General features: G+C 67.3%; 17 protein-coding genes. 15 read left to right on the forward strand and 2 right to left on the reverse strand.

Features of this window, described 5'->3' with window-relative positions; all coding sequences use genetic code 11:
- Positions 1 to 23: 23 nt before the first annotated feature.
- From ccmE to AC6HZP_RS09745, 7 genes are all read left to right on the forward strand, one after another.
- The gene (gene ccmE / locus AC6HZP_RS09715) at positions 24 to 494 is read left to right on the forward strand and encodes a cytochrome c maturation protein CcmE (RefSeq protein WP_497526393.1); all 471 of its coding nucleotides are present in this window, start codon (positions 24 to 26) and stop codon (positions 492 to 494) included.
- A complete protein-coding gene (locus AC6HZP_RS09720) occupies positions 491 to 2,470 on the forward strand; it encodes a heme lyase CcmF/NrfE family subunit (RefSeq protein WP_201403365.1) in 1,980 nt (659 codons plus the stop codon). Before ccmE ends, AC6HZP_RS09720 begins: the two co-directional genes overlap by 4 nt.
- A 4-nt stretch (positions 2,471 to 2,474) precedes the next feature.
- Entirely contained in the window at positions 2,475 to 2,930 is a 456-nt protein-coding gene (locus AC6HZP_RS09725; RefSeq protein WP_497526394.1) for a cytochrome c-type biogenesis protein, read from the forward strand.
- Between the two features lie 128 nt (positions 2,931 to 3,058).
- Entirely contained in the window at positions 3,059 to 4,591 is a 1,533-nt protein-coding gene (locus AC6HZP_RS09730) for a Do family serine endopeptidase (RefSeq protein ID WP_201403367.1), read from the forward strand.
- A 137-nt stretch (positions 4,592 to 4,728) separates the two neighbouring features.
- Entirely contained in the window at positions 4,729 to 5,409 is a 681-nt protein-coding gene (locus AC6HZP_RS09735) for a response regulator transcription factor (RefSeq protein WP_201403368.1), read from the forward strand.
- Entirely contained in the window at positions 5,393 to 6,787 is a 1,395-nt protein-coding gene (locus AC6HZP_RS09740) for an ATP-binding protein (RefSeq protein ID WP_201403369.1), read from the forward strand. Before AC6HZP_RS09735 ends, AC6HZP_RS09740 begins: the two co-directional genes overlap by 17 nt.
- A gap of 17 nt (positions 6,788 to 6,804) precedes the next feature.
- A complete protein-coding gene (locus tag AC6HZP_RS09745) occupies positions 6,805 to 9,795 on the forward strand; it encodes a bifunctional [glutamine synthetase] adenylyltransferase/[glutamine synthetase]-adenylyl-L-tyrosine phosphorylase (protein ID WP_497526395.1) in 2,991 nt (996 codons plus the stop codon).
- 41 nt (positions 9,796 to 9,836) lie between these two features.
- Here the strand turns inward: AC6HZP_RS09745 and AC6HZP_RS09750 are convergent, their stop codons facing one another.
- Both AC6HZP_RS09750 and pepN read right to left on the reverse strand, forming a co-directional pair.
- Entirely contained in the window at positions 9,837 to 12,182 is a 2,346-nt protein-coding gene (locus AC6HZP_RS09750; RefSeq protein ID WP_497526775.1) for a PAS domain-containing sensor histidine kinase, read from the reverse strand.
- Positions 12,183 to 12,429: 247 nt separating this feature from the next.
- Positions 12,430 to 15,075 (reverse strand): aminopeptidase N, encoded by a 2,646-nt coding sequence (gene pepN / locus AC6HZP_RS09755; RefSeq protein WP_497526396.1) that lies wholly within the window; start codon positions 15,073 to 15,075, stop codon positions 12,430 to 12,432.
- A 225-nt stretch (positions 15,076 to 15,300) separates the two neighbouring features.
- Between pepN and AC6HZP_RS09760 the strand changes: the two genes are divergently transcribed.
- From AC6HZP_RS09760 to AC6HZP_RS09795, 8 genes are all read left to right on the forward strand, one after another.
- The gene (locus tag AC6HZP_RS09760) at positions 15,301 to 15,675 is read left to right on the forward strand and encodes a hypothetical protein (RefSeq protein ID WP_497526397.1); all 375 of its coding nucleotides are present in this window, start codon (positions 15,301 to 15,303) and stop codon (positions 15,673 to 15,675) included.
- An 83-nt stretch (positions 15,676 to 15,758) separates the two neighbouring features.
- Positions 15,759 to 16,277 carry a YcnI family copper-binding membrane protein gene (locus AC6HZP_RS09765; protein ID WP_497526398.1) on the forward strand — a complete coding sequence of 173 codons (519 nt, stop codon included), beginning with the start codon at positions 15,759 to 15,761 and terminating at the stop codon, positions 16,275 to 16,277.
- 3 nt (positions 16,278 to 16,280) lie between these two features.
- Positions 16,281 to 17,885 (forward strand): copper resistance CopC/CopD family protein, encoded by a 1,605-nt coding sequence (locus AC6HZP_RS09770; RefSeq protein WP_497526399.1) that lies wholly within the window; start codon positions 16,281 to 16,283, stop codon positions 17,883 to 17,885.
- Between the two features lie 71 nt (positions 17,886 to 17,956).
- Positions 17,957 to 18,982 (forward strand): LacI family DNA-binding transcriptional regulator, encoded by a 1,026-nt coding sequence (locus AC6HZP_RS09775; protein WP_497526400.1) that lies wholly within the window; start codon positions 17,957 to 17,959, stop codon positions 18,980 to 18,982.
- Between the two features lie 82 nt (positions 18,983 to 19,064).
- Positions 19,065 to 20,120, forward strand: a complete 1,056-nt coding sequence (locus AC6HZP_RS09780; RefSeq protein WP_201403376.1) for a sugar phosphate isomerase/epimerase family protein — start codon at positions 19,065 to 19,067, stop codon at positions 20,118 to 20,120.
- 36 nt (positions 20,121 to 20,156) lie between these two features.
- Positions 20,157 to 21,335 carry a Gfo/Idh/MocA family protein gene (locus AC6HZP_RS09785; RefSeq protein WP_497526401.1) on the forward strand — a complete coding sequence of 393 codons (1,179 nt, stop codon included), beginning with the start codon at positions 20,157 to 20,159 and terminating at the stop codon, positions 21,333 to 21,335.
- Between the two features lie 23 nt (positions 21,336 to 21,358).
- Positions 21,359 to 22,891 (forward strand): sugar ABC transporter ATP-binding protein, encoded by a 1,533-nt coding sequence (locus AC6HZP_RS09790; RefSeq protein WP_497526402.1) that lies wholly within the window; start codon positions 21,359 to 21,361, stop codon positions 22,889 to 22,891.
- Positions 22,888 to 23,892, forward strand: coding sequence for an ABC transporter permease (locus AC6HZP_RS09795; RefSeq protein ID WP_201403379.1), 1,005 nt, complete (start codon positions 22,888 to 22,890; stop codon positions 23,890 to 23,892). The genes AC6HZP_RS09790 and AC6HZP_RS09795 overlap by 4 nt, the downstream gene beginning before the upstream one ends.
- Positions 23,893 to 23,936 lie beyond the last annotated feature (44 nt).

Below are 23,936 nucleotides of genomic sequence, written 5' to 3' on the forward strand. Positions count from 1 at the left end.
TTGGCAAGGATTGATCGTTCGACATGACGCGTAAGAAGCGCCGCCTGACCCTCATCAGCCTTGCCGGCGTCGTCCTGGCCTGCGCCGTCGGGCTTGTGCTCTTCGCCCTCTCGGATGGCATCACCTTCTTCACCTCGCCGTCAGACGTGCTGTCCAAGCCGCCGGCGCCGGAACAGCGCATTCGCCTCGGCGGGCTGGTCGAGCAGGGCTCGGTCGTCAAGAAGGCGGATGGCGAAGTGCTGTTCGCCGTGACCGACGGCCGCGCGACCGTTCCGGCCCGCTTCGTCGGCATCCTGCCGGATCTGTTCCGCGAGGGGCAGGGCGTCGTCGCCGAGGGCAGGGTCGATGCCAACGGCCTGTTCGAGGCCGATACCGTGCTCGCCAAGCATGACGAGACCTACATGCCGAAGGAAGTCGTCGAGGCGCTGAAGCAGAGCGGCGAATGGCGGCCCGAGGATGGCTCCGGCCCGGCGCCGCAGGCGGTGACGCGATGATCGTCGAGATCGGCCACTACGCACTCGTTCTCGCCCTGGCGCTGGCGCTGGTCGGCGGCACCGTGCCGTTCTGGGGCGCGCTGCGCGGCGACGAACGCCTGATGACGGTGGCCTCCACCACGGCCGTCGCGCAGTTCGTCTTCGTGCTGATGAGCTTCGCCGCGCTCACCTACGCTTATGTCGTCTCCGACTTTTCGGTCCAGAACGTCGTCGAGAACTCGCATTCCCTGAAGCCGCTGCTCTACAAGATCTCCGGCGTCTGGGGAAACCATGAAGGCTCGATGCTGCTCTGGGTGCTGATCCTGGCGCTGTTCGGGGCGCTGGTGGCACTGTTCAGCGAGAACCTGCCGCTCAAGCTGAAGGCCCTCGTTCTCTCGGTCCAGGCCTGGATCGGCGCGGCCTTCCTGTTCTTCATCCTGATCGCCTCGAACCCGTTCCTGCGGCTTGATCCGGCGCCGTTCGAGGGGCGCGACCTCAATCCGCTGCTGCAGGATGTCGGCCTCGCCATCCATCCGCCGCTGCTCTATCTCGGCTATGTCGGCTGCTCCATCTCGTTCGCCTTCGCCATCGCGGCGCTGGTCGACGGCCGCATCGACGCCGCCTGGGCGCGCTGGGTGCGGCCCTGGACGCTGGCCGCCTGGTGCTTCCTGACGCTCGGCATCGCCATGGGCTCCTACTGGGCCTATTACGAGCTCGGCTGGGGCGGCTGGTGGTTCTGGGATCCGGTCGAGAACGCGAGCTTCATGCCCTGGCTCGCCGCGACGGCGCTCTTGCATTCGGCCATCGTCATGGAGAAGCGCGAGGCGCTCAAGATCTGGACGATCCTGCTCGCCATCCTGACCTTCTCGCTGTCGCTGCTCGGAACCTTCCTCGTCCGTTCCGGCGTGCTGACCTCGGTGCATGCCTTCGCCACCGATCCGACGCGCGGCATCTTCATCCTCGTCATCCTCTGCATCTTCATCGGCGGCGCCTTCTCGCTGTTCGCGACCCGCGCCGGCACGCTCAGCCAGGGCGGGCTGTTCGCGCCGATCAGCCGCGAGGGCGCGCTGGTCTTGAACAACCTGCTGCTGACGGCGGCCTGCGCGACGGTGCTGGTCGGCACGCTCTATCCGCTGGCGCTCGAGGCGCTGACCGGCGAGAAGATCTCGGTCGGCGCGCCGTTCTTCGACATGACCTTCGGCCCGATGATGGTACCGCTTCTGATCGCCGTGCCGTTCGGGCCGCTGCTCGCCTGGAAACGTGGCGACATCGTCGCGGCGGGGCAGCGCCTGCTCTTCGCCTTCGGCGCCGCGATGGCCGCCGTCATCCTCGGCCTCGCCCTGATGGGCACGCCGGCGGCGCTGGCGCTGTTCGGCGTCGCGCTGGCGGTCTGGCTGATGGTCGGCGCACTCTCGGAGATCGCCTTCCGCATTAAGCTCGGCCGCGCCGGCCTCGCCGAGAGCTGGCGGCGTGGCGCCGGCCTGCCGCGCTCGGCCTGGGGCACGGCGGTAGCGCATTTCGGTCTCGGCATGACGGTGCTCGGCGTCGTCGCTGCCACTGCCTGGAACACCGAGACCATCGTCTCGATGAAGCCGGGCGAACAGATGACGGTCGGCAAACGCACCGTGACGATGGACGGCTTCGTGCCGATCCGCGGCGGCACCTATACCGGAACCGGCGTGCGCTTCACGGTACGCGAGGGCGGCAATGTCGTAGCCACGATGGAGCCGGAGAAGCGGATCTACACGGTGCAGAACATGCCGACGACCGAGGCCGCGCTCAAGACCTTCGGCTTCTCGCAGCTCTATATCTCGCTCGGCGACATCTCGACCGACGGCTCGACCGTGGTCCGCGTCTACTGGAAGACGCTGGTCACGCTGATCTGGCTCGGCGCGCTGGTCATGTCGCTGGGCGGCGCCCTGTCGCTCTCCGATCGCCGTCTCCGCGTCGGCGCGCCAAAGCCTTCCCGGCGCTCCGTCGCCGTGCCGGCGGAGTAGGGCGATGCGCCGCCTCCTCCTCGCCTGCGCCCTGATCGCCTCCGCCTTGCCGGCCCTTGCCGTGCAGCCGGACGAGATCCTCAAGGATCCCGCGCTGGAGGCTCGCGCAAGGGCGCTTTCGATCGAGCTCCGCTGCCTGGTCTGCCAGAGCCAGTCGATCGATGATTCGGACGCCACGATCGCGCGCGACCTGCGAATCCTCGTGCGCGAGCGGCTCGAGGCGGGCGACAGCGACGATCAGGTCAAGGCGTTCCTCGTCGATCGCTATGGCGAATTCGTGCTGCTGAAGCCGCGCTTTACCTGGCATACGGCGGTGCTCTGGGGCGCCCCCCCGGTCCTGCTGATCGTCGGCGGGGCGCTGGCTTTCGGCGTGTTCCGTCGTCGCCGCTCGGCGCCGGCGTCCAGTCTGACCCAGGCCGAAGAAGCCCGTATCGAGGCTCTTCTGGCCAAGGACGACTGAGCCCTTTTCCAACATTACGAACCTTTCACGTTCATGTCAGGCACCCGTAAGGTTGCCCAGCGCATCTTCGTCGTCATGGAGCAGCGATCTCGTGCTGCTCGCCTTTCAGTAAGTCGACGGAGACACACATGACCGAACAGACCCCCGCTCCGAAGTCCACCCAGACCCGGTTCCGCAGCCGCGCCCTGCTGGGAACGGCGCTCGCCGCCGTCATCGTTGGCGGACTCGCGGGTCAGGCCCTGGTCAGCTCCCACACCCCGGCTTATGCCGAGGCCGTCCGCGTGCAGCCGCAGCAGCTGCCGAGCTTCGCGGACCTCGTGGACAAGGTGAAGCCCGCCGTGGTCAGCGTCCGTGTCAAGTCGACGACGACGGCGGCCGATGATTCCAGCGGCGCCCCGGATGCGTTCGGCTTCCCGAACCCGGACCAGTTCCCGCCCGGCTCGCCGATGGAGCGCTTCTTCCGCCAGTTCCAGGACCAGCAGGGTCCGCAGGGCAAGAACCGGCTGCAGCGCCAGAAGCCGCGCCAGGCGATCGCCCTCGGCTCGGGCTTCTTCATCTCCGAGGATGGCTATGTCGTCACCAACAACCACGTCGTCGACGGCGCCACCGAGTTCACCGTCACCAATGCGGACGGCAAGGAATTCAGCGCCCGCCTGATCGGCACCGACGATAAGACCGACCTCGCGCTGCTCAAGGTCGATGACGCCGAGAAGTTCACCTATGTCGAGTTCTCGAAGGGCCATTCCCGCGTCGGCGACTGGGTCGTCGCGGTCGGCAATCCGTTCGGCCTCGGCGGCACGGTGACGGCGGGCATCGTCTCGGCCCTCGGCCGCGAGATCGGCGCCGGTCCGTATGACGACTTCATCCAGATCGACGCCTCGGTGAACAAGGGCAATTCCGGTGGCCCGACCTTCAACCTCGCCGGCGAAGTGATCGGCATCAACACCGCCATCTACTCGCCGTCGGGCGGCAGCGTCGGCATCGCCTTCGACATTCCGGCGGCGACCGCAGAGCGCGTGATCAAGGACCTGAAGGATCATGGCGAGGTCGTTCGCGGCTGGCTCGGCGTTCAGATCCAGCCGATCACCAAGGACATCGCCGATAGCCTGAACCTGAAGGAAGCCAAGGGCGCGCTCGTCAGCGAGCCGCAGGAAGACAGCCCGGCGACCGTTGCCGGCATCAAGTCCGGCGACGCGATCCTGACGGTGGACGGCAAGACCGTCGAGGATGCCCGCAACCTGGCGCAGATCATCGCCGGCTACTCGCCGAACACGACGGTCAAGCTCGGCGTCTGGCGCGGCGGCAAGTCCGAGACCGTCGACGTCAAGCTCGGCAAGCTGCCGGGTTCGGAGAAGCAGGCCAGCGCCAAGCAGGCCGACGAGAAGGGCGCATCCGTCGCCGATCTCGGCCTCGCTCTGACGGCGGCCCCGGACGGCAAGGGTGTCGTGGTTTCCGATGTCGATCCGAGCGGATCGGCGGCGGAGCAGGGCATCCAGGCTGGCGACATCATTCTCGCGGTCGGCGGCAGTGAGGTTACGCGTCCCGGCGACGTCGAGCGTGAAGTCGTCGATGCGAAGAAGCAGGGCATGAAGGCCGTGCTGATGCGGGTGAAGTCCGGTGACCAGACCCGCTTCGTGGCACTACCCTTCGGCAAGGCCTGAGGAACTACAGCCGGCGTAGGCGCTGTGCGAGCCCCCAGCGTCTACGTTCGGCCTGGCAGGCGGGAGTTTTCCCGCCTGCCTCTTTTTCAGGGCCCGGGCTTCTGCACCCACCAGCAAAAAACGTTTAACCTGCCGCCATGCGAATCCTGATCGTTGAAGATGATCGTGAAACGGCCAGTTACCTGCTGAAGGCATTGCGGGAGGCTGGCCATGTGCCGGACCACGCCGCCGACGGCGAGGAAGGCGGCTTTCTCGTCGACTCGAACAAGTACGACGTCATCGTCGTCGACCGCATGCTCCCCAAGAAGGACGGGCTGACGCTGGTCGAGGAAACGCGGCGCAAGGGCAACGACACCCCCGTCCTCATCCTCTCGGCGCTTGGCCAGGTCGATGACCGCGTCACGGGATTGCGCGCCGGCGGCGACGATTATCTCGCCAAGCCCTATGCCTTCTCCGAACTGCTCGCCCGCATCGAGGTGCTGGCCCGCCGCCGCAAGCCCGGCGAGGCGGAGACCATGCTCAAGGTCGGCGACCTCGAGCTCGACCGGCTCAGCCATCTGGTGCGCCGTGGCGAGATCAACATTCCGCTGCAGCCGCGCGAGTTCCGCCTGCTCGAATATCTCATGAAGCATGCCGGCCAGGTCGTGACGCGCACCATGCTGCTCGAGAATGTCTGGGATTATCACTTCGATCCGCAGACCAACGTCATCGACGTCCACATCTCGCGGCTGCGCTCGAAGATCGACAAGGGTTTCGCCGAACCGCTTCTGCATACGGTTCGCGGCGCGGGATACATGGTCCGTGACGGGGTTCGGTAAAGTCGTTCGCACGACTGCCTTCAAGCTGTCGGCCGTCTATTTCATCGTCTTCACGGTGTTCGCGGTCGCCTTCGTCGGCTGGATCACGCGCGAGACCGACCGCTTCCTGACGCAGCAGGTGCGCGACACGATCGAGGCCGAGATCGGCGTGCTCGCCGATGAGGGGCTGCGCAGCGGCCTGACCGGCATCGTCGCCGCCATCGAGCAGCGCAGCCGCATCCCGGGCGCCAGCCTCTATGTCATCACCGACTCGGAAGGGCGGGTCGTCGCCGGCAACGTCACCGAAGTTCCGCAGGCGCTCCTGAAGCGCAGCGGGCTCGAGCCCGTGACCATTCCCTACAAGCGGCTCGAAGGCGAAACGGCCCACCATATCGCCATGGTGCAGGTTCTGCCGCTTCCGAACAATTTCCGCATGCTGGTCGGGCGCGACATCAGCGAGATCGAGCGCATCCGCGACGTCATCGGCAAGGCGATGATCAGCGCCGTCGTGCTCCTGATCTTTCTCGCCCTGACATCCTGGTTCTTCGTCAGCCGGCGCGTGCTGAAGCGGATCGATTCGGTCACCGCGATGAGCCGCCAGATCATGGCCGGCGACCTCTCGGGCCGGCTGGAAGTGACGCCGGCCGGCGACGAGTTCGATCGCCTGGCGGAGAACCTCAACGCCATGCTCGACCGCATCGAGCATCTGATGCACGGCCTCAAGGACGTCTCCGACAACATCGCGCATGATCTGAAGACGCCGCTGACGCGGCTGCGGACCCGGGTCGAAACCACCTTGGCCGGGCGCGCGGAGATGGAGACCTATCGCGCCGCGCTCGAAGCGACGATCGACGAATCCGACCAGCTCATCCGCACGTTCAATGCGCTGCTGATGATCGCCCGCGTCGAGGCCGGTTCGCCGGATGGCGCCATCGGGCCGATCGACATCGCCGACATCACCGCCGAAATGGTCGAGTTCTACGAGCCGGTGGCCGAGGAGGCCGGCGTGCGGCTGACCTTGGCGCAGGATGTCACGCTGCCGATGGAGGGGAGCCGAGAGCTGATCAGCCAGGCGCTCGCCAACCTGCTCGACAATGCGATCAAATATGTCCGGAGCGGCGAGGCGCCGCCGGGCGAGGCGACCGTGGCCGTCGAAGCCCGCCGGATCGACGGCGACATCGTGGTTTCCGTCGCCGACAACGGACCCGGTATTCCCGCCCAGGAGCGGACGCGCGTGCTGCAGCGTTTCGTCCGGCTGGAAAAGAGTCGTTCACAGCCGGGCAGCGGTCTCGGTCTCAGCCTTGTCGACGCGGTGGCGAGGCTTCACCATGGCGCCGTCGCGATGAGCGACGCCGGACCGGGACTTGTCGTGGCCTTGCGCTTCCCCGTCCAGACCTGACGCGGAAGGACCGTGCGATGGCTGTACGCAAAACGAGATCGATGGCCGAGCCGTCCGGTCTTCCGCTCGCCGCCGCCATCGCCGCCGATCTGCGACCGCCCAAGGCGGCGCGCAGCCGCGAGATCCTCGGCGATCTGCAGGTCGCCGCCAAGGAAGCGGGCGCCGGCCCGGCTTTTGCCGAACTGCTGCACGCGCATGCCGGGCTCGGTCCGTTCCTCGCCGCCGTCTTCGATGCCTCGCCCTTCCTGCGCCAGATCGCGCTCGACGACGGGAAGCGCCTCGTCGGCATTCTGGCGGAGAACCCCGAAAGCCGTTTCGCCGATCTGATGGCCGCCGTCGCCGCGTCGTGGCGCGACACCGACGAAGCGAGCCTGATGACGACGCTGCGCCGGGCGCGGGCCGAGGTGGCGCTGCTCGTCGGCCTCGCCGATCTCGGCAGCGTCTGGTCGGTAGACCGCGTCACCGGCGCGCTGACGACATTCGCCGAGACCGCCGTCGCCGCGACCGTGGATTTCCTGCTCGCCGACGCCCACCAGGCCGGCAAGCTGCGCCTGCCGCATCCCGACGAGCCGTCGCGCGATTCCGGCTGGATCCTGCTCGGCATGGGCAAGTGCGGCGCGCGCGAGCTCAACTATTCGAGCGACATCGACCTGATCGTGCTCTTCGATCCGGAGCGCGCGCAGCCGACCGATCGCGACGAGATCGGCGCGCTGTTCGTCCGCATGACCCGCCGGCTGGTCAAGATCCTGCAGGAGCGGACGAGCGACGGCTACGTCTTCCGCACGGATTTGCGGCTTCGTCCCGACCCGGGCTCCACCCAGGTGGCGATCTCGACGCCGGCTGCCTTCCTCTATTACGAGGCGAGCGGCCAGAACTGGGAACGCGCCGCCATGATCAAGGCGCGGCCGTTTGCCGGCGACATCGCGGCCGGCGACGATTTCCTGGCCGAGTTGGCGCCTTTCATCTGGCGCAAATATCTCGACTTCGCGGCGATCGCCGACATCCACTCGATCAAGCGCCAGATCCATGATCATCGCGGCCACGAGCAGGTGGCGGTCGCCGGCCACAACATCAAGCTCGGGCGCGGCGGCATCCGCGAGATCGAGTTCTTCGTCCAGACCCAGCAGCTGATCGCCGGTGGCCGCGACCGCGAACTGCGGGGGCGACGCACGCTCGACATGCTGGATATCCTCGCCGCCAAGGGCTGGATCGCGCCGGAGACGGCGGAGGAACTGGCGCGCTGCTATCGCTTCCTGCGCGCCATCGAGCACCGCCTGCAGATGATCGCCGACGAGCAGACCCACACGCTCCCCGAGACGGAGGAGGGGCTGGAGGTCATCGCGCGCCTGATGGGCTACCGGACGGTGAAGGCCTTCTCCAAGGATCTGGTCGCGACGCTGGAGAAGGTGCGCGATCACTATATCCAGCTGTTCGAGGCGGCGCCGCCGCTTTCCTCCTCGCTCGGTAGTCTCGTCTTCACCGGCGACGACGAGGATCCGGAGACGGTGGCGACGCTAGCGAGCCTCGGCTACCGCAATCCGCGCGAGGTGAGCCGGACGATCCGCGGCTGGCATTTCGGCCGCTATCCGGCGATGCGCTCGGCCGCCGCGCGCGAGCGGCTGACCGAGATTACCCCGGCGCTGCTCGAGGCGCTGTCGTCGACCGACAACGCCGACGCCGCCTTCAACGCCTTCGACCGCTTCCTCGCCCGCCTGCCGGCCGGCGTCCAGCTGTTCGCGCTTCTGAGCTCGAATCCTGGCCTGTTGAACCTTCTCACCACCATCATGGGCACGGCGCCGCGCCTGGCGGAGATCGTCACGGCGCGGCCGCACGTTCTCGACGCGGTGCTCGACCCCGCCTTCTTCGGCCGCCTGCCGGATAGGGCGATCCTTGCCGCCCGGCTCGACGCCAGCCTCGCCGAGGCGGAATCGCTGGAGGACGTGCTCGACCGGGCGCGCATCTTCGGCAAGGAGCAGGGTTTCCTGATCGGCGTCCGCGTCGTCGCCGGCTCGGTCAGCACGCGCGCCGCCGGCTTCGCCTATGCCGACCTCGCCGACCTTCTCGTCTCGACCCTGCTGGAGCATGTCCGCAAGGCGCTCGAGGCGCAGCACGGCACGATCCCGCAGAGCCGGATCGCGCTGCTGGCGATGGGCAAGTTCGGCGGGCGCGAGATGACGGCGTCGTCGGATCTCGATCTCATCCTGCTCTATGATTTTCCCGATAGCGAGACGGGCTCGAACGGCGCACGGCCGCTCTCCGGCAGTCAGTATTTCGCGCGGCTGACGCAGCGCCTGATCGCGGCGATCTCCGCGCCGACCGCCGAGGGCTCGCTCTACGAGGTCGATTTCCGCCTGCGGCCTTCCGGCAATTCCGGGCCGCTCGCCACCCATATCCGCTCCTTCGTCGAATACCAGACCAAGGAGGCCTGGACCTGGGAGCACATGGCGCTGACGCGGGCGCGGCCGATCGGCGGCGACGAGAGCTTGATCGCGGCCGCCGTGGCCGATGTTCGCGCCATCCTCTCCACGCCGCACGACCAGAAGAAGGTCCAGCGCGACGTTCTGGAAATGCGCGCGCTGCTGGAGGTCGAGAAGACGGCCGAGGGGCCATGGGACCTGAAGCAGGTGCCGGGCGGCCAGATCGACATCGAGTTCATCACCCAGTACCTGCAGCTCGTGCATGGCGCCGCGCATCCGGAGATCCTCGATGTCGAGACCGAGGTATCGCTCGCGGCCGCCTCGCGCGCCGGGCTGCTGCCGGCGACCGAGGCGGAGATCCTGCTGCCGGCGCTCCGGCTCTATCAGAAGCTGGTGCTGATCCTGCGGCTCAGCGTCGACGGCCCGTTCAACCCGGCCGAGGCGCCGCGCGGCCTGCTCGGCCTCCTGTCGCGCGCCGGCGAGCTGCCTGACTTCGCGACCCTCGACGCCCATGTCCAGGCGACGCAGAAGGACGTCCGCGCCGCCTTCGAGCGCATCATCGGCAAGGTTCGCAAGAGCAAGAGAGCCTAGCGACGCGTCACGCGTCGCTGGCTTCCCGCATAGGCTGATGGTCAGCGGGAAGGTTCGGCCGAAGCGCCGAGCCGGAGAGCGACGCCGGCCGAGGCGCCGGTCGGGGGCTCGAGCTGCGCCGTCTGCATCAGCGGCAGGCGGATCGAGACGATCGTGCCCTTGCCCTCCTGGCTGCGGATGCGCATCGCGCCGCCATGCAGCTCCGCCAGCGAGCGGGTGATGGCGAGGCCGAGGCCCGAGCCCTTGTGGCTCTTGGTGAACTGGTTCTGCACCTGTTCGAAGGGCTGGCCGAGCTTCTTCAGCGCTTCCTTCGGAATGCCGATGCCGTTGTCCTCGATGGTCAGCGTGACGGCGCTGCCGATCTTGCGGGCGCGGACGCTGATATGGCCGTTCTCCGGCGTGAACTTCACCGCGTTCGACAGGAGGTTGAGCACCATCTGCTTCACCGCGCGCCGGTCGGCATGCAGGCTGAGCGTGTTCTCCAGGTCGGCCGCGATGGTGACCTTGCGCGCCGCGGCTTCCGGCGTCATCACCCGGGCGGCCTCGTCGACGATCTGGTCCAGCATCAGCGGTTCCATGTCGAGCGTCATGCGGCCGGCTTCGATCCGGGCCATGTCGAGGACGTCGTTGATGACGTTCAGCAGGAAATTGCCGCTGGCGTTGATGTCCTGGCAGTACTCGCCGTATTTCGGCGAGCCGAGCGGGCCGAACAGCCCCGACTGCATGATCTCCGAGAAGCCGATGATGGCGTTGAGCGGCGTGCGCAGCTCGTGGCTGATATTGGCGAGGAATTCGGACTTGGTGCGGTTGGCCGCCTCGGCGCGATCCTTCTGCTCCGAATACTTCTCGGCGAGCTCGACCATCTCCTGCGCCTGCTGCTCCAGCTTCTGGCGCGACTGGCGGAGGTCGGCGATGGTCGCCATCAGGCGGCGCTCGCCGTCGATCAGCTTTTCCTCGTGGCGCTTGATCGTCGTGATGTCGGTGCCGACGGAGACGAAACCGCCATCCTTGGTGCGGCGCTCGCTGATCTGCAGCCAGCGGCCGTCATTGAGCTGCGCCTCGAAGGAGCGGGCGCCTTCCTCGGCGCGGCCTTCGGACGGGACCTGCGCCCGCACCACCGGCTGGTGGCCGGCCGCAATGACCTCGGCATAGGGCGTGCCGGGCTGCAGGACGGCATCCGGAATCCCGTGCAGCTGCTGGTACTTCGAGTTGCACATGACGAGCTTGTTCTCGATGTCCCAGAGCACGAAGGCCTCCGAGATCGTCTCGATCGCGTCGCGCAGGCGGATGTCGGCGGTGCGCGAGCTCTCGGCGAGGCGCATCTGTTCGGTGACGTCGACGGCGATGCCGATCAGGTGCGGCTCGGTGCCGTCGGCGCCGACCAGCTCGACGCGGATGCGCAGCCAGACATAGCTGCCGTCGGCCTTGCGCATGCGGAACATGCGGTCGACGGTCGTCTCGTTCGCCTCGTAGAGCGCCTCGACCAGGTTCATCAGGTCGCCGTCTTCCGGGTGGACGAGCTCGTTGACCTCGCCGAAGCCGAGCAGCGTGTCCCGTGGCGCCATGCCCACAAGTTCGAACATGGATTTCGACCAGAACAGGCGGCCGCGCGCGACGTCCCAGTCCCACAGGCCGCAGCGGCCGCGGCGGAGCGCCGTGTCGAAGCGGTCATAGGTCTCCTGGTAGATGATGTCGGCTTCCTGGGCGCGCGCCGACTGCGAGAAATAGCCGTACAGGATCACCAGCAGGATGCCGCTGGTGCCGACGAAGACCGAGACGTTGAGCGAGACATCGGCGCGCCAGTCGCGATAGATGGCGGTCAGCGGGGTGGCGACGGCGACGAAGCCGAGGCGACCGTTCAGGTGGCGGAGCGTGGCGAGCGCCGGCTGGTCGCCGTCGACGGTGACCTTGAGGACGCCGGCGCGGTCACCGAAGATGACGAGCGGCTGCGCGCCGGAGATCACTTCGGTGAAGCTGCGTTCCTCTTCCATCGGCGAGCGCGGCGCGGTGGCGATGATGCGGCCGTTGGTGTCGGCGACATAGACCCGCTCGCCGGTGTTGGAGGCGCTCGGCGGCAGGGCGTTGTCGAGCGCGTTCTGGACGGCCATCTGGTAGCGGTCGTTCGACAGCGTCGGCTCGATCTGGTCGAGCGACTGCGCGAGATAGCTCGCGACCATGCCCATCATGTCGCGCGACTGGTTCTCGCGCTCCATGCGGAGGTCGTACAGCTGCATGAAGCGCGCGAGGGCGACGATCAGCAGGAAGATGATGATGAGCACGGGGATGCAGCGGCGCAGGATCGGCTCGGACGAGACGAGCTTTTCGTAGGCCGGTTTCGCGAGCAGCCTCGCGTGACCTTTGATCATCTGCTTGCGTCGAAACAACATCCCGGCAATAGGCATGCGCTCGCTCGCAGACGCACTGGCTGTCTCTGCCCGCGCCATCTCGGCCCCCTGGTACCCGCTGTCATCGGGCCAGTCCCTTGCCCCGAATCACCCCCATTTGAATCGACGCGAATCACATTGTCCAGACGGCATTAGGGTTTCGTTAAGCATAATTTTCAGGCCGCGCCGGAGGCGTGTCCGGAGCGGCGGTTTGTATGCCAGGAATGGCGGATTTTCTAGCTTTTTATGCTCAGGCGAGGGTCCGTGTGACGATGTCGCGCGTGTCCGGCGAGAGGGCTTTCGCCGCGGCGATCCGCTTCAAGGCCGCCTCGGCATGACCGCGCCGCACCGGCTCCAGCGCGCGCCACGACCGGAAGCTGACCAGGAGCCGCGACGTCGTCTGCGGGTTGCGCTTGTCGAGGTCGAGCGCGAAGTCGGTGAGGAACTCGTAGCCGGCGCCGTCGATGCGGTTGAACTGGGTCTGGTTGGCGCCGGCGAAGCTGCCGACGAGGGCCCGGATCCGGTTCGGATTGTTCGCCGCGTAGGAGGGGTGGCGCAGCAGCGCCTGCACGCGGTCGAGCGTTTCCGACGAGGGAACCGTCGCCTCGAGCATCAGCCACTTGTCGAGCACGAGGGCGTCGTCGGCGTAGCGGTCGTGGAAGGCGTTCAGGACGGCGCGGCGCTCCGGCAGCGCCGCCTGCGAAAGCACGCCGACCGCCGCCAGCCGGTCCGTCATGTTGCTGGCGCCCTCGAAATGGCGCAGCGCCCGGTCGACCGCCGATTGCGAGCGGGTGGCGAGCAGGAGGTCGAGCAGGGTGTTGCGCAGCGCCCGCCGGCCGGCGCTGCCGGCGTCCGGCGCATAGGCGCCGGCCTCGGTCGAGAGCGCCTCGTAGCGGCGGCTGAGGCGATCCTCCAGGCCCGTGGCGATGGAGAGCCGCAGGGCGCGGCGCGCCGCCGCGATGGCGTCCGGGTCAACGTCGTGGCCGAGCTCGCGGGCGATGTCCGCCTCGCTCGGCAATTGCAGCACCTGGGCGCGGAAGGCCGGCTCCAGCAGCTCGTTGTCGAGGACCTCGCCGAGCGCCTCGATCAGGGCGGGCTCGACATGGGCGGGGCGGCCCTTGATCTGGTCGGCGGTGCCGGCGATCAGGTTGCGCATCGCCAGCGTCTGCGCCGCCTGCCAGCGGTTGAACGGGTCGCTGTCAGCGCGGACCTGGAACAGGAGGTCGGCCGTCGAGATGTCGATGGCGAGGCGGACCGGCGCGGAGAAGCCGCGCAGGAGCGACGGCACCGGCCGCGCACCGACGCCCTCGAAGGTCAGTGTCTGGCTCGTCTCCGTCAGGTGGATGACGTCGTTCTCGACGCGTCCGCCGCGGACCTCCTCATAGCCGAGATCCTCGCCGTTCGGCCCCATCAGGCCGAAGCGGATCGGGGTGTGCATCGGCTTCTTCATGGTCTGCCCGGGGGTCGCCGGTACGCTCTGCGTGAGGGACAGGCGATAGGTCCGGGCGGCGGCGTCATAGTCGCCCTTGGCGATGATCTGCGGCGTGCCGGCCTGCGTGTACCAGAGGTGGAACTGGGCGAGGTCGACGCCGGCCGCATCGGCGAAGCTGGCGAGGAAATCCTCGACCGTCGCCGCCTCGCCGTCATGGCGCTCGAAATAGAGATCCATGCCCTTGCGGAAATCCTCGGGGCCGAGGATCGTCTTCAGCATGCGCACGACCTCGGCGCCCTTCTCGTACACGGTCGGCGTGTAGAAGTTGCTGATTTCATGATAGATCTCGGGGCGGACCGGATGGGCGAGCGGGCCGCCATCCTCCGGGAACTGCCGTGCCTGCAGCGTGCGCACGTCGGCGATCCGTTTGACCGCGCGCGAGCGCATGTCGGACGAAAACTCCTGGTCGCGGAAGACGGTCAGCCCTTCCTTCAGGCAGAGCTGGAACCAGTCGCGGCAGGTGATGCGGTTGCCCGTCCAGTTGTGGAAATACTCGTGCGCGATGACGCCCTCGACATTGGCGTAGTCGGCATCGGTCGCGGTATCCGGATCGGCAAGGACGTACTTGTCGTTGAAGATGTTGAGACCCTTGTTCTCCATCGCGCCCATGTTGAAATCCGACACGGCGACGATGACGAAGATGTCGAGGTCGTATTCCAGGCCGAAGACGTCCTCGTCCCACTTCATCGAGCGCTTCAGCGCGTCCATGGCATAGGCGCAGCGTTCTTCCTTGCCGTGCTCGCAATAGATGCGCAGCTCGACGTCGCGGCCCGACAGGGTCGTGAAGCTGTCGGTGATGACGCCGAGGTCGCCGGCGACCATGGCGAACAGGTAGGACGGCTTGGGGAAGGGGTCGTGCCAGACGGCGAAATGGCGGTCGGTGCCGGGGATGTCGCCGCTCTCGACCGGATTGCCGTTGGCGAGCAAGACCGGTGCATCGATCTTCGAGGCTTCGATGCGCGTGGTGTAGACGGCGAGCACGTCCGGCCGGTCGAGGAAATAGGTGATGCGGCGGAAGCCTTCCGCCTCGCACTGCGTGCAATAGGTGCCGCTGCTGCGATAGAGGCCCATCAGCTTGGTGTTGGCGTCGGCGTCGACCTCGGTCTCGATCTCCAGCGTGAACGGCGCGTTCGGCACGCCGGTGATCGTCAGGAGATCGGGCGTCGCCACATAGCGGTCGGCGGGGAGGGGGCCGCCGTCGAGCTTCAGGCCCTTCAGGACGGTCTCGTCGCCGATGAGTTCCAGCTTGCCGCTCGCTGCCTCTTCCGTGTTCGGCCGGATCGAAAGCGTGGCGGTGACGCGCGTCGCCTTGGGGGCCAGGACGAAGTTCAGCGCGACCCTGTCGATGGTGAAGGCCGGAGCGCGGTAGTCTTCGAGCCGGAAAGCGGCGGTGTCGGTTTTCATCAAGGAAGTCTCCCGCGCGACCGGCCTCGGATCAGCCAGTTCAGTAGATCTCTAATCTAGGGGCTTCGGCTGGGGCTCGCTATGGCAAAGCCGGAATTCCCCTGAAAGTCGGGAAACCTTTCCGCGGATGGGGCATCCAAGCCAATGCGTCGCACTGGCCGGATGCGGCGAAGCTCTGTAACACTGCGACCGGCAGATCGGGCGTTCGGCTCGCAGGGGCGGTGCATGGCAAATTCCTGGCGACAGCTGGCAGGAGAGGTGGGGAGCGCCTTCGGCGTTCTGGCCATTCTCATCCTGACGCTGCTCGCGCCGGTGCATGCCAGCGCCGAGGCCCGGCTGGCGCTGGGTGACCGCAGCGGCCTGACCATTCTCTGCCTTCCGGCCGGCGAACAAACGGATCCCGCCAAGGGAACGAAGGTCAGCGCCTGCGATATCTGCGTGCTGTCGCAGGTCGCCAAGGCGTTCGGGCCGGCGCCGGCGTTGCCGGTTTCGCAGCCCGCGCTGCCGGTCGCCTTCACGCTGCTGCCCGCCGTCCAGTCGATCGATGCCGGGGCGGCGCTGGTCTTCCTTCCCGACGCGCGCGGGCCTCCGCTCGCCTGAAATCGCCGGCCGTCCCCTCGGGCGGTCGTCTCGCGCCGGCGCGGCTCCGCACCGGCAATGCATTGCGATTTCAGGTGAATTTCATGAACAAGCTTCTGTTCGCTGGCGCCGCTGGCGTCCTGTTTCTGTCCGCTTCCGCGGCTTCCGCCCACGTGACGCTCGCAACCCAGGAGGCCAAGCTCGGCACGAGCTACAAGGCCGTGCTGCAGGTCGGCCATGGTTGCGCCGGCTCGCCGACCGTCAAGCTGCGTGTCCAGATCCCCGAGGGCGTCATCAACGTCAAGCCGCAGCCGAAGCCCGGCTGGACGGTCGAGACCGTCAAGGGCGCCTACGCCAAGACCTACGACCTCTGGGGCGCCAAGGTGTCGGAAGGCGTGAAGGAGATCGTCTGGTCGGGCGGCAGCCTGCCGGACGACTTCTATGACGAGTTTGCCTTCCGCACCTACCTGACCGGCGAACTCCCGGCCGGCCCGCTCTATTTCCCCGTCGTGCAGGAATGCGAGAAGGGCAGCGAGCGCTGGATCGAGATTCCGGCGGCGGGCAAGTCGGCGGACGACTACGAGCAGCCTGCGCCGGCCGTGACGCTCTCGCCGAAGGGCTGAGGGATGTCCCTGCGTGGCCTTCTTCTGTGCCTCGCCCTGATCCTCCTCGCGGCGCCGCTGGCGCCGCGAGAAGCGTCGGCGCATGCGGCGCTGGTGGCGAGCGAGCCCGCCGCCGGCAGTATTCTGCCAACCTCGCCCGACACGGTCGAGCTGACCTTCAGCGAGGCGGTGGCGCCGCTGGTGTTCCGCCTGCTGTCGCCGGGCGTCGCCGCGACCGACCTCGCCGGCGCGCGCAGCGACGGCGTCCGGCTGATCCTGCCGCTGCCGGCGGAGCTGGGGCAGGGCACCCATGTCGTCAGCTGGCGGGTCGTCTCCGAGGATGGCCATCCGATCGGCGGTACGCTGGTCTTCTCGGTCGGCGCCGCCAGCGGAACCGTCGGTTCGGCGGCGACCGAGGTCGCCTCCCTCGATATCGCCCTCGGCCTGTGGCTCGCCCGGGTCGGGCTCTATTCGGCGCTCTTCCTCGGCATCGGCGGCGTGTTCTTCGCGGCGTGGTCGTCGCGCGCGCCGATCCGGCCGGGCGTCTTGCGCAGCATCTGGACGGCCTTGCTCGGCCTCGGCGTCGTCTCGGCCGTCGTCGGTCTCGGTTCACAGGGCCTCGATGCGCTCGACCTGCCGCTGTCGGGGCTTGCAAACCGCGACGTCTGGGCGACCGGCCTTTCCACCAGTTTCGGGCGCACGGCTGTCATCGCCGTGATCGCGTCGGTGCTCGGCATCGTTGCATTGCGCACCTCGGCGCTCGGTCCGCGCCGCGCGCTTGCCGCCATCGCCATGCTGGCGCCGGGGCTGGCGCTGGCCGCAACCGGCCATGCCTCGGCCGCCGCGCCGCAATGGCTGATGCGGCCGCTGGTCTTCCTGCATGCCGGCGCCATCGCCTGGTGGGCGGGTGCGCTGTTGCCGCTAGCGGTAGCGCTGCATGCCGGTCGTGGTCGGGCGATACTCGTGCGGTTTTCGCGGATCGTTCCTTTCGTCTTCGCCATCCTCCTCGTTTCGGGCATCGTCATCGCCATCGTGCAGATGGGTGCTTTCGAAGCGTTCTGGACGACCGGCTATGGCCGCATCCTGGCCCTGAAGCTCGGCGTCGTGGCGCTTGTGCTGGTCCTTGCCGTGCACAACCGGCTCGCGCTGACCCGGCCCGTTGTCCTCGGTGACGAGCGCGCGACGCGCCGCCTGGTCCGCTCGATCGCGGCGGAACTCGCCCTGGTCGTCATCGTCTTCGGGCTCGTGGCCGGCTGGCGCTTCACGCCGCCGCCGCGCACACTCGACGCGGCGCTGCCGCCGATCGAGCTGCATCTCCATGGCGAGAAGGCGATGGCCGAGTTCGTGCTGACGCCGCATGCCTCGGGCGCCGCCACGGTCGACATCGACCCGCTCGACGCCGATGGCGTGCCCTTCAAGCCTCGGGAGATCAGTGTTTCCCTGGCGCCGTCCAATGGTGGAATGGAGCCGATCCGCGTGCCGGCGGAGCCGGGCGAGGATGGCCGCTGGCGCGCGTCAGTGGCGGGGCTCACGGGCACGCCCGACTGGAAGATCCGGATCGACCTGCTGATCAGCGACTTCGACAAGGTCATTCTGGAGGGCCAGTTCACGCTGTCCACGCTTCCGTAGACGTCAATTGCAAACTCTGAGTTGCCTACCTCATTTCCTGATGATATTTCATCAGGCGGGAGGAATACCTCGTGGGCAAGACGACGCTGCAAGACGTCGCCCGGGAGGCCGGTGTCAGTCTCGCGACCGTGGATCGCGTGCTGAACGGGAGAGCCGGCGTCCATGCGCGAACGGTCGAGAAGGTGCAGACCGCTGTCGATCGGCTGAATTATCAGCCGGATCGGATGGCGTCGCGCCTGGCGCGCGGCCGCGACTATCGTTTCGAAATCCTGCTTCCCAGCGGGACGAACGAGTTCATGCGCGTGCTCGAAACCGAGTTTCGCGCCACCGCCGAGCGCTATGTGCACGAGCGGGTCCTGCTCAACATCACCCAGGTCGATGTCTTCGACGGCGAGGCGCTGGCGACGGCGCTGGAAAAGCTTCCCACCGACATTGACGGCCTCGCCGTCGTGGCGCTCGACCATCCGGCCGTCGCCGAGGCGATCAATACGATCGTCGCCCAGGGCATCACCGTGGTGACGCTGGTTTCTGACCTGCCGGGAACGCGCCGCTCGCATTTCGTTGGCATCGACAACTACGCCGCCGGACGCACGGCGGCGAGCCTGCTCGGGCGGTTCCTCGGCCGGCGGCAGGGCAAGGTCGGGCTGATCGCCGGATCGCTGGCGCTGCGCGATCACATCGAGCGCCAGTACGGCTTCGAGCAGATCGTCGCCCGCGAATATCCCAATCTCGAAGTGCTGCCGGTGCGCGAGGGGCGCGACGAGGACGAGCGCGTGCGATCGGCCGCCGAGGCGCTGCTCGCCGAGCATGACGATCTCGTCGGCGTCTACAATGTCGGCGGCGGCACGCCCGGCATCGTCGCCGCGCTCGAAAGCGCCGGCCGGACCCGCGACATCGTCTTCGTGGCGCACGAGCTGACGGCCTTCAACCGTCGCCATCTCATCCGAGGCCCCATCGACGCGATCATCAACCAGGATCCCGGCCACATGGCCCGCAGCACCGCGCGCATCCTGCTCGCGATGCGCGAGGGCATGGAGATCGTTCCCGGCCAGGAACGCATCAAGATCGATATTTTCATCCGGGACAACGTGCCCTAGGGGCGTGTCCAGACTTCAACCGACCAGGCTTCCACCGACCGAGGGCGTCAGCCCGAGACGACAGACCCGAAGGAGACTTTCGATGAAGACGATCAAGGGACCCGCCATTTTCCTGGCGCAGTTCGCCGGTGACGCCGCGCCGTTCAACTCGTTCGACGCGATCTGCGGATGGGCCTCCTCGCTCGGCTACAAGGGCGTCCAGATCCCGACCTGGGACAGCCGCCTGATCGATCTCAACAAGGCGTCGGAATCGAAGGATTACTGCGACGAGCTGGCCGGCACCGCCGCCAAGCATGGCCTCGAGATCACCGAGCTCGCCTCGCACATCATTGGCCAGCTGGTCGCCGTGCATCCGGTCTATGACGAACTGATGGACGGCTTCGCGGTTCCCGCCGTGCGCGGCAATCCGAAGGCGCGCCAGGAGTGGGCCGTCGACCACGTGAAGCGCGCCGCCCGCGCCTCGAAGAACCTCGGCCTCAAGGCACATCCGACCTTCTCGGGCGCGCTGGCCTGGCCGTTCCTCTATCCGTTCCCGCAGCGCCCGGCCGGCCTGGTCGAGGAGGCGTTCGCCGAGCTTGGCCGTCGCTGGACCCCGATCCTCGACGTGTTCGAGGAGAACGGCGTCGACGTCGCCTACGAGATCCATCCGAGCGAGGATCTGCATGACGGCATCACCTTCGAGATGTTCCTCGACGAGGTGAAGAACCACCCGCGCGCCAACCTGCTCTACGATCCCTCGCACTTCGTGCTGCAGCAGCTCGACTATCTCGACTACATCGACATCTATCACGAGCGCATCAAGGCCTTCCACGTGAAGGACGCCGAGTTCAACCCGACCGGCCGCCAGGGCGTTTATGGCGGCTACCAGAGCTGGGTGAACCGCGCCGGCCGCTTCCGTTCGCTGGGCGACGGCCAGGTCGATTTCGGCGCGATCTTCTCGAAGCTGACGGCCTACGACTATGACAGCTGGGCCGTGCTCGAGTGGGAATGCGCGCTGAAGCATCCGGAAGACGGTGCGCGCGAGGGCGCCGAGTTCATCAAGCACCACATCATCCGCGTCACCGAGCACGCCTTCGACGATTTCGCCGGCGCCGGCACCGACGAGGCGGCCAACCGCCGCATTCTCGGCATCGCCTGACCCCCACAGGCAACGTAGCAGGAATTGGAGTAGATCATGGCAATCGGAGCCAGCAAGGAAGAAGCCACCAGCCGTCGCATCCGCCTCGGCATGGTCGGCGGCGGGCAGGGCGCGTTCATCGGCGCCGTGCACCGCATCGCGGCCCGCATGGACGACCAGTATGAGCTCGTCGCCGGCGCGCTGTCGTCGGATCCGGCCCGCGCTAGCGCGTCGGCCAAGGACCTCGGCATCGCCGCGGACCGCTCCTACGCCTCGTACGAGGAAATGGCCAAGGCCGAGGCCGCGCGTCCGGACGGCATCGAAGCCGTCGCGATCGTCACGCCGAACCATGTGCACGCACCGGCCGCCAAGGCGTTCCTGAACGCCGGCATCCACGTCATCTGCGACAAGCCGATGACGCTGACGGTCACCGAGGCGAAGGAGCTGGTGGATCTGGTGAAGTCGTCGGGCAAGATCTTCGCCCTGACCCACAACTACACCGGCTATCCGATGATCCGGCAGGCCCGCGCCATGGTCGCCGCCGGCGAGCTCGGCGAGATCCGCCTGATCCAGGCCGAATATCCGCAGGATTGGCTGACCGAGCGGGCCGAGGCTTCCGGCTCCAACAAGCAGGCCGAATGGCGCACCGACCCGGCCCGCACCGGCGCCGGCGGCTGCATCGGCGACATCGGCACCCACGCCTACAACCTCGCCTGCTACGTCTCCGGGCTGGAGCTGGACGAGCTCCTGGCGCAGCTTTCGACCTTCGTCGAGGGCCGTCTCGTTGACGACGACGTGCAGATCCTGCTCAAGTGGAAGGGCGGCGCCAAGGGTATGCTCTGGGCGAGCCAGGTTGCTGTCGGCAACGAGAACGGTCTGAAGCTGCGAATCTACGGCACCAAGGGTGGCCTTGAATGGACGCAGGCGGATCCGAACTATCTCTGGTTCACCAAGTTCGGTGAGCCGAAGCAGCTTCTGACCCGCAACGGCGCTGGCGCCTGGGCGGAAGGCACGCGCGTCAGCCGCGTGCCGGGTGGCCATCCGGAGGGGTATCTGGAGGGCTTCGCCAACGTCTATACGGAAGCAGCCCGCGCCATTCATGCGGCGCGTGACGGTAGTGCGGTCGACCCGGCCGTGAACTATCCGACGGTCGAGGACGGCCTGGTCGGCATGCAGTTCATCGAAGCCGCCGTCGCCTCCTCCAAGGCCGGCAACGTCTGGACCAAGGTCGGCTGATGACCAACGCCGAAGGGAGAGACATGGTAACGCCTACGCAACCGGCTCTCCTTGAGGCCGTAGGAATTTCGAAATCGTTCGGACCCGTCGAGGTGCTGGGAGACATCAACCTGTCTCTCGTGCCCGGCGAGGTCCACGCCATCATCGGCGAGAACGGTGCCGGAAAATCCACGTTGATGAAGATCCTCGCCGGCCATCTGCCGCCGACGAAGGGAGAACTTCGGATTGACGGGCAGCCGGTCGTCATGGCCGGGCCCGTCGACGCCGAACATCGCGGCATCGTCCTGGTGCACCAGGAGATCCTGCTCGCGCCCGATCTGACCGTGGCGCAGAACATCTATCTCGGCCGCGAGCTCCGCAAGGGCCTGACGCTCGACGACAAGGCGATGAACCAGGGCGCGGCAGAAGCCGTTCGCGCGCTCGGCATCGACATCGATCCGACGACGGTCGTCGGCCGGCTTTCGATCGCCCAGCGCCAGCTGGTGCAGATTGCCCGCGCTTTGCTGGTGCCGCACCGGGTCGTCATCTTCGACGAGCCGACCGCCTCGCTGACCTTGACCGAGACGGACGCGCTGCTGCGCGTCATCCTCGACATCAAGAAGAAGGGCGCCGCCGTCCTCTACATCTCGCACCGCCTGCCGGAGGTGAAGGAGATCGCCGACCGGGTGACGGTGCTGCGCGACGGCAAGCTGATCACCACGCGCCCGGCCGAGGGGCTGGAAGCCGTCGACATGGCGCGGCTGATGGTCGGCCGCGACGTCGCCAAGCTCTATCCCGACCGCGTCGCCACGGCGGCTACCGGCTATGCGCTGGAGGTCGAGGGCCTGGACGTGCCCGGCTATGCGCACGACGCCTCGTTCAAGCTCCGCCAGGGCGAGATCCTCGGCTTCGCCGGGCTGGTCGGCGCCGGGCGCACCGAGCTGCTCGAAGGCGCGGTCGGCCTCCGCCCGGCGCACGGCAAGGTGAAGCTGAACGGCAAGCCGGTGAATTTCGTCAGCGTCCGCGACAGCATGCGCGCCGGCATCGTCTATCTGAGCGAGGACCGGAAGGGCAAAGGCCTGCTGCTCGCGCAGAATCTCGGTATCAACCTGACGCTGGCAGCCCTCGGCCAGTTCCTGCGCGGGATGCTGATCGATCGCCGCAAGGAAGCGAAGGCGCTCGACGACTCGATCGCCGAATTCGACATCCGCACGCGCAACAAGGATCTGCTCGCAGGCCAGCTCTCGGGCGGCAACCAGCAGAAGCTGCTGCTTGCCAAGATGATGCTGCTCGATCCGAAGATCGTCATCATCGACGAACCGACCCGCGGCATCGACATCGGCACCAAGGAACAGATCTACAAGTTCATCGCCGAGCTGGCAGAGAGCGGAAAATCGGTCATCGTCATCTCGTCCGAGATGCAGGAGGTGATCGGCATCTGCGACCGCATCCTCGTCATGCGCAACGGGCGCATCGTCGGCGAGGTGGCGGGCGACCGCATGACCGAGGACGAGATCGTCGTCCTCGCAACGGGTGTTACATCGAGGGAGGCCGCCTCGATGGCGGAACACGCATGACCGATACCACGGCAAACAAATCAGCCGCGCGTCGATCGCTCGGCGACATCGATCTCCGGGCCGTCGCGCCCTTCGTCGCGCTGGCTTTCCTGCTGGTGCTCGGCGCGCTGGTGAATCCGAACTTCATCGGCGTCGACAACCTGCTCAACGTGCTGACGCGCAGCGCCTTCATCGCGATCATCGCGGTCGGCGCCACCTTCGTCATCTCGGCCGGCGGCCTCGATCTTTCGGTCGGCGCCATGTCGGCCTTCGTCGCCGGCGTCATGATCCTGTTCATGAACACCGGCGTCGTCGATGGCCAGATCCCGATGCTCGTCGTCGCCATGCTGCTGGCGGTCAGCGTCGGCGCGCTCTGCGGCCTCGCCAACGGCGTCATCACCACGGCCGGCCGGATCGAGCCCTTCATCGTCACGCTCGGCACGATGGGCATTTTTCGCGCGCTCACGATCTATCTCGCCGAGGGCGGCTCGATCGCCATGAAGGCGCCGGATCTGCGCGCCGCCTATCGCCCCGTCTATTTCGGCAACCTCTTCGGCGTGCCCATCCCGATCCTCGTCATCCTCGCGGTCGCGCTGATCGGCGCCTTCCTGCTATACCGGACGGCGTTCGGCCGGCACGTCATCGCCGTCGGTTCGAACGAGGACGTCGCCCGCTATTCCGGCATCCCGGTCAACCGCGTCCGCACACTGACCTACGTCATCCAGGGCGTCTGCGTCGCCATCGCCGTGCTCGTCTATGTGCCGCGCCTCGGCGCCGCCACGCCGACGACCGGCCTGCTCTGGGAGCTGCAGGCGATCACGGCCGTCGTCATCGGCGGCACCGCGCTCAAGGGCGGCGTCGGCCGCATCTGGGGCACGATCTGCGGCGCGCTCATTCTCGAAGTGGTCGGCAACATCATGGTGCTGTCCAACTTCGTCAGCGAATACCTCATCGGAGCCGTTCAGGGCGCGATCATCATCATCGCGATGCTGGTCCAGCGTTCGCTCGTTCGGAAGCGGTGAGGGGAGAAGGGGGAGTTCAATCCCCCAAGTTGCACTGACTGACT

It is taken from the genome of Kaistia sp. SLG-1, assembly GCF_059699055.1.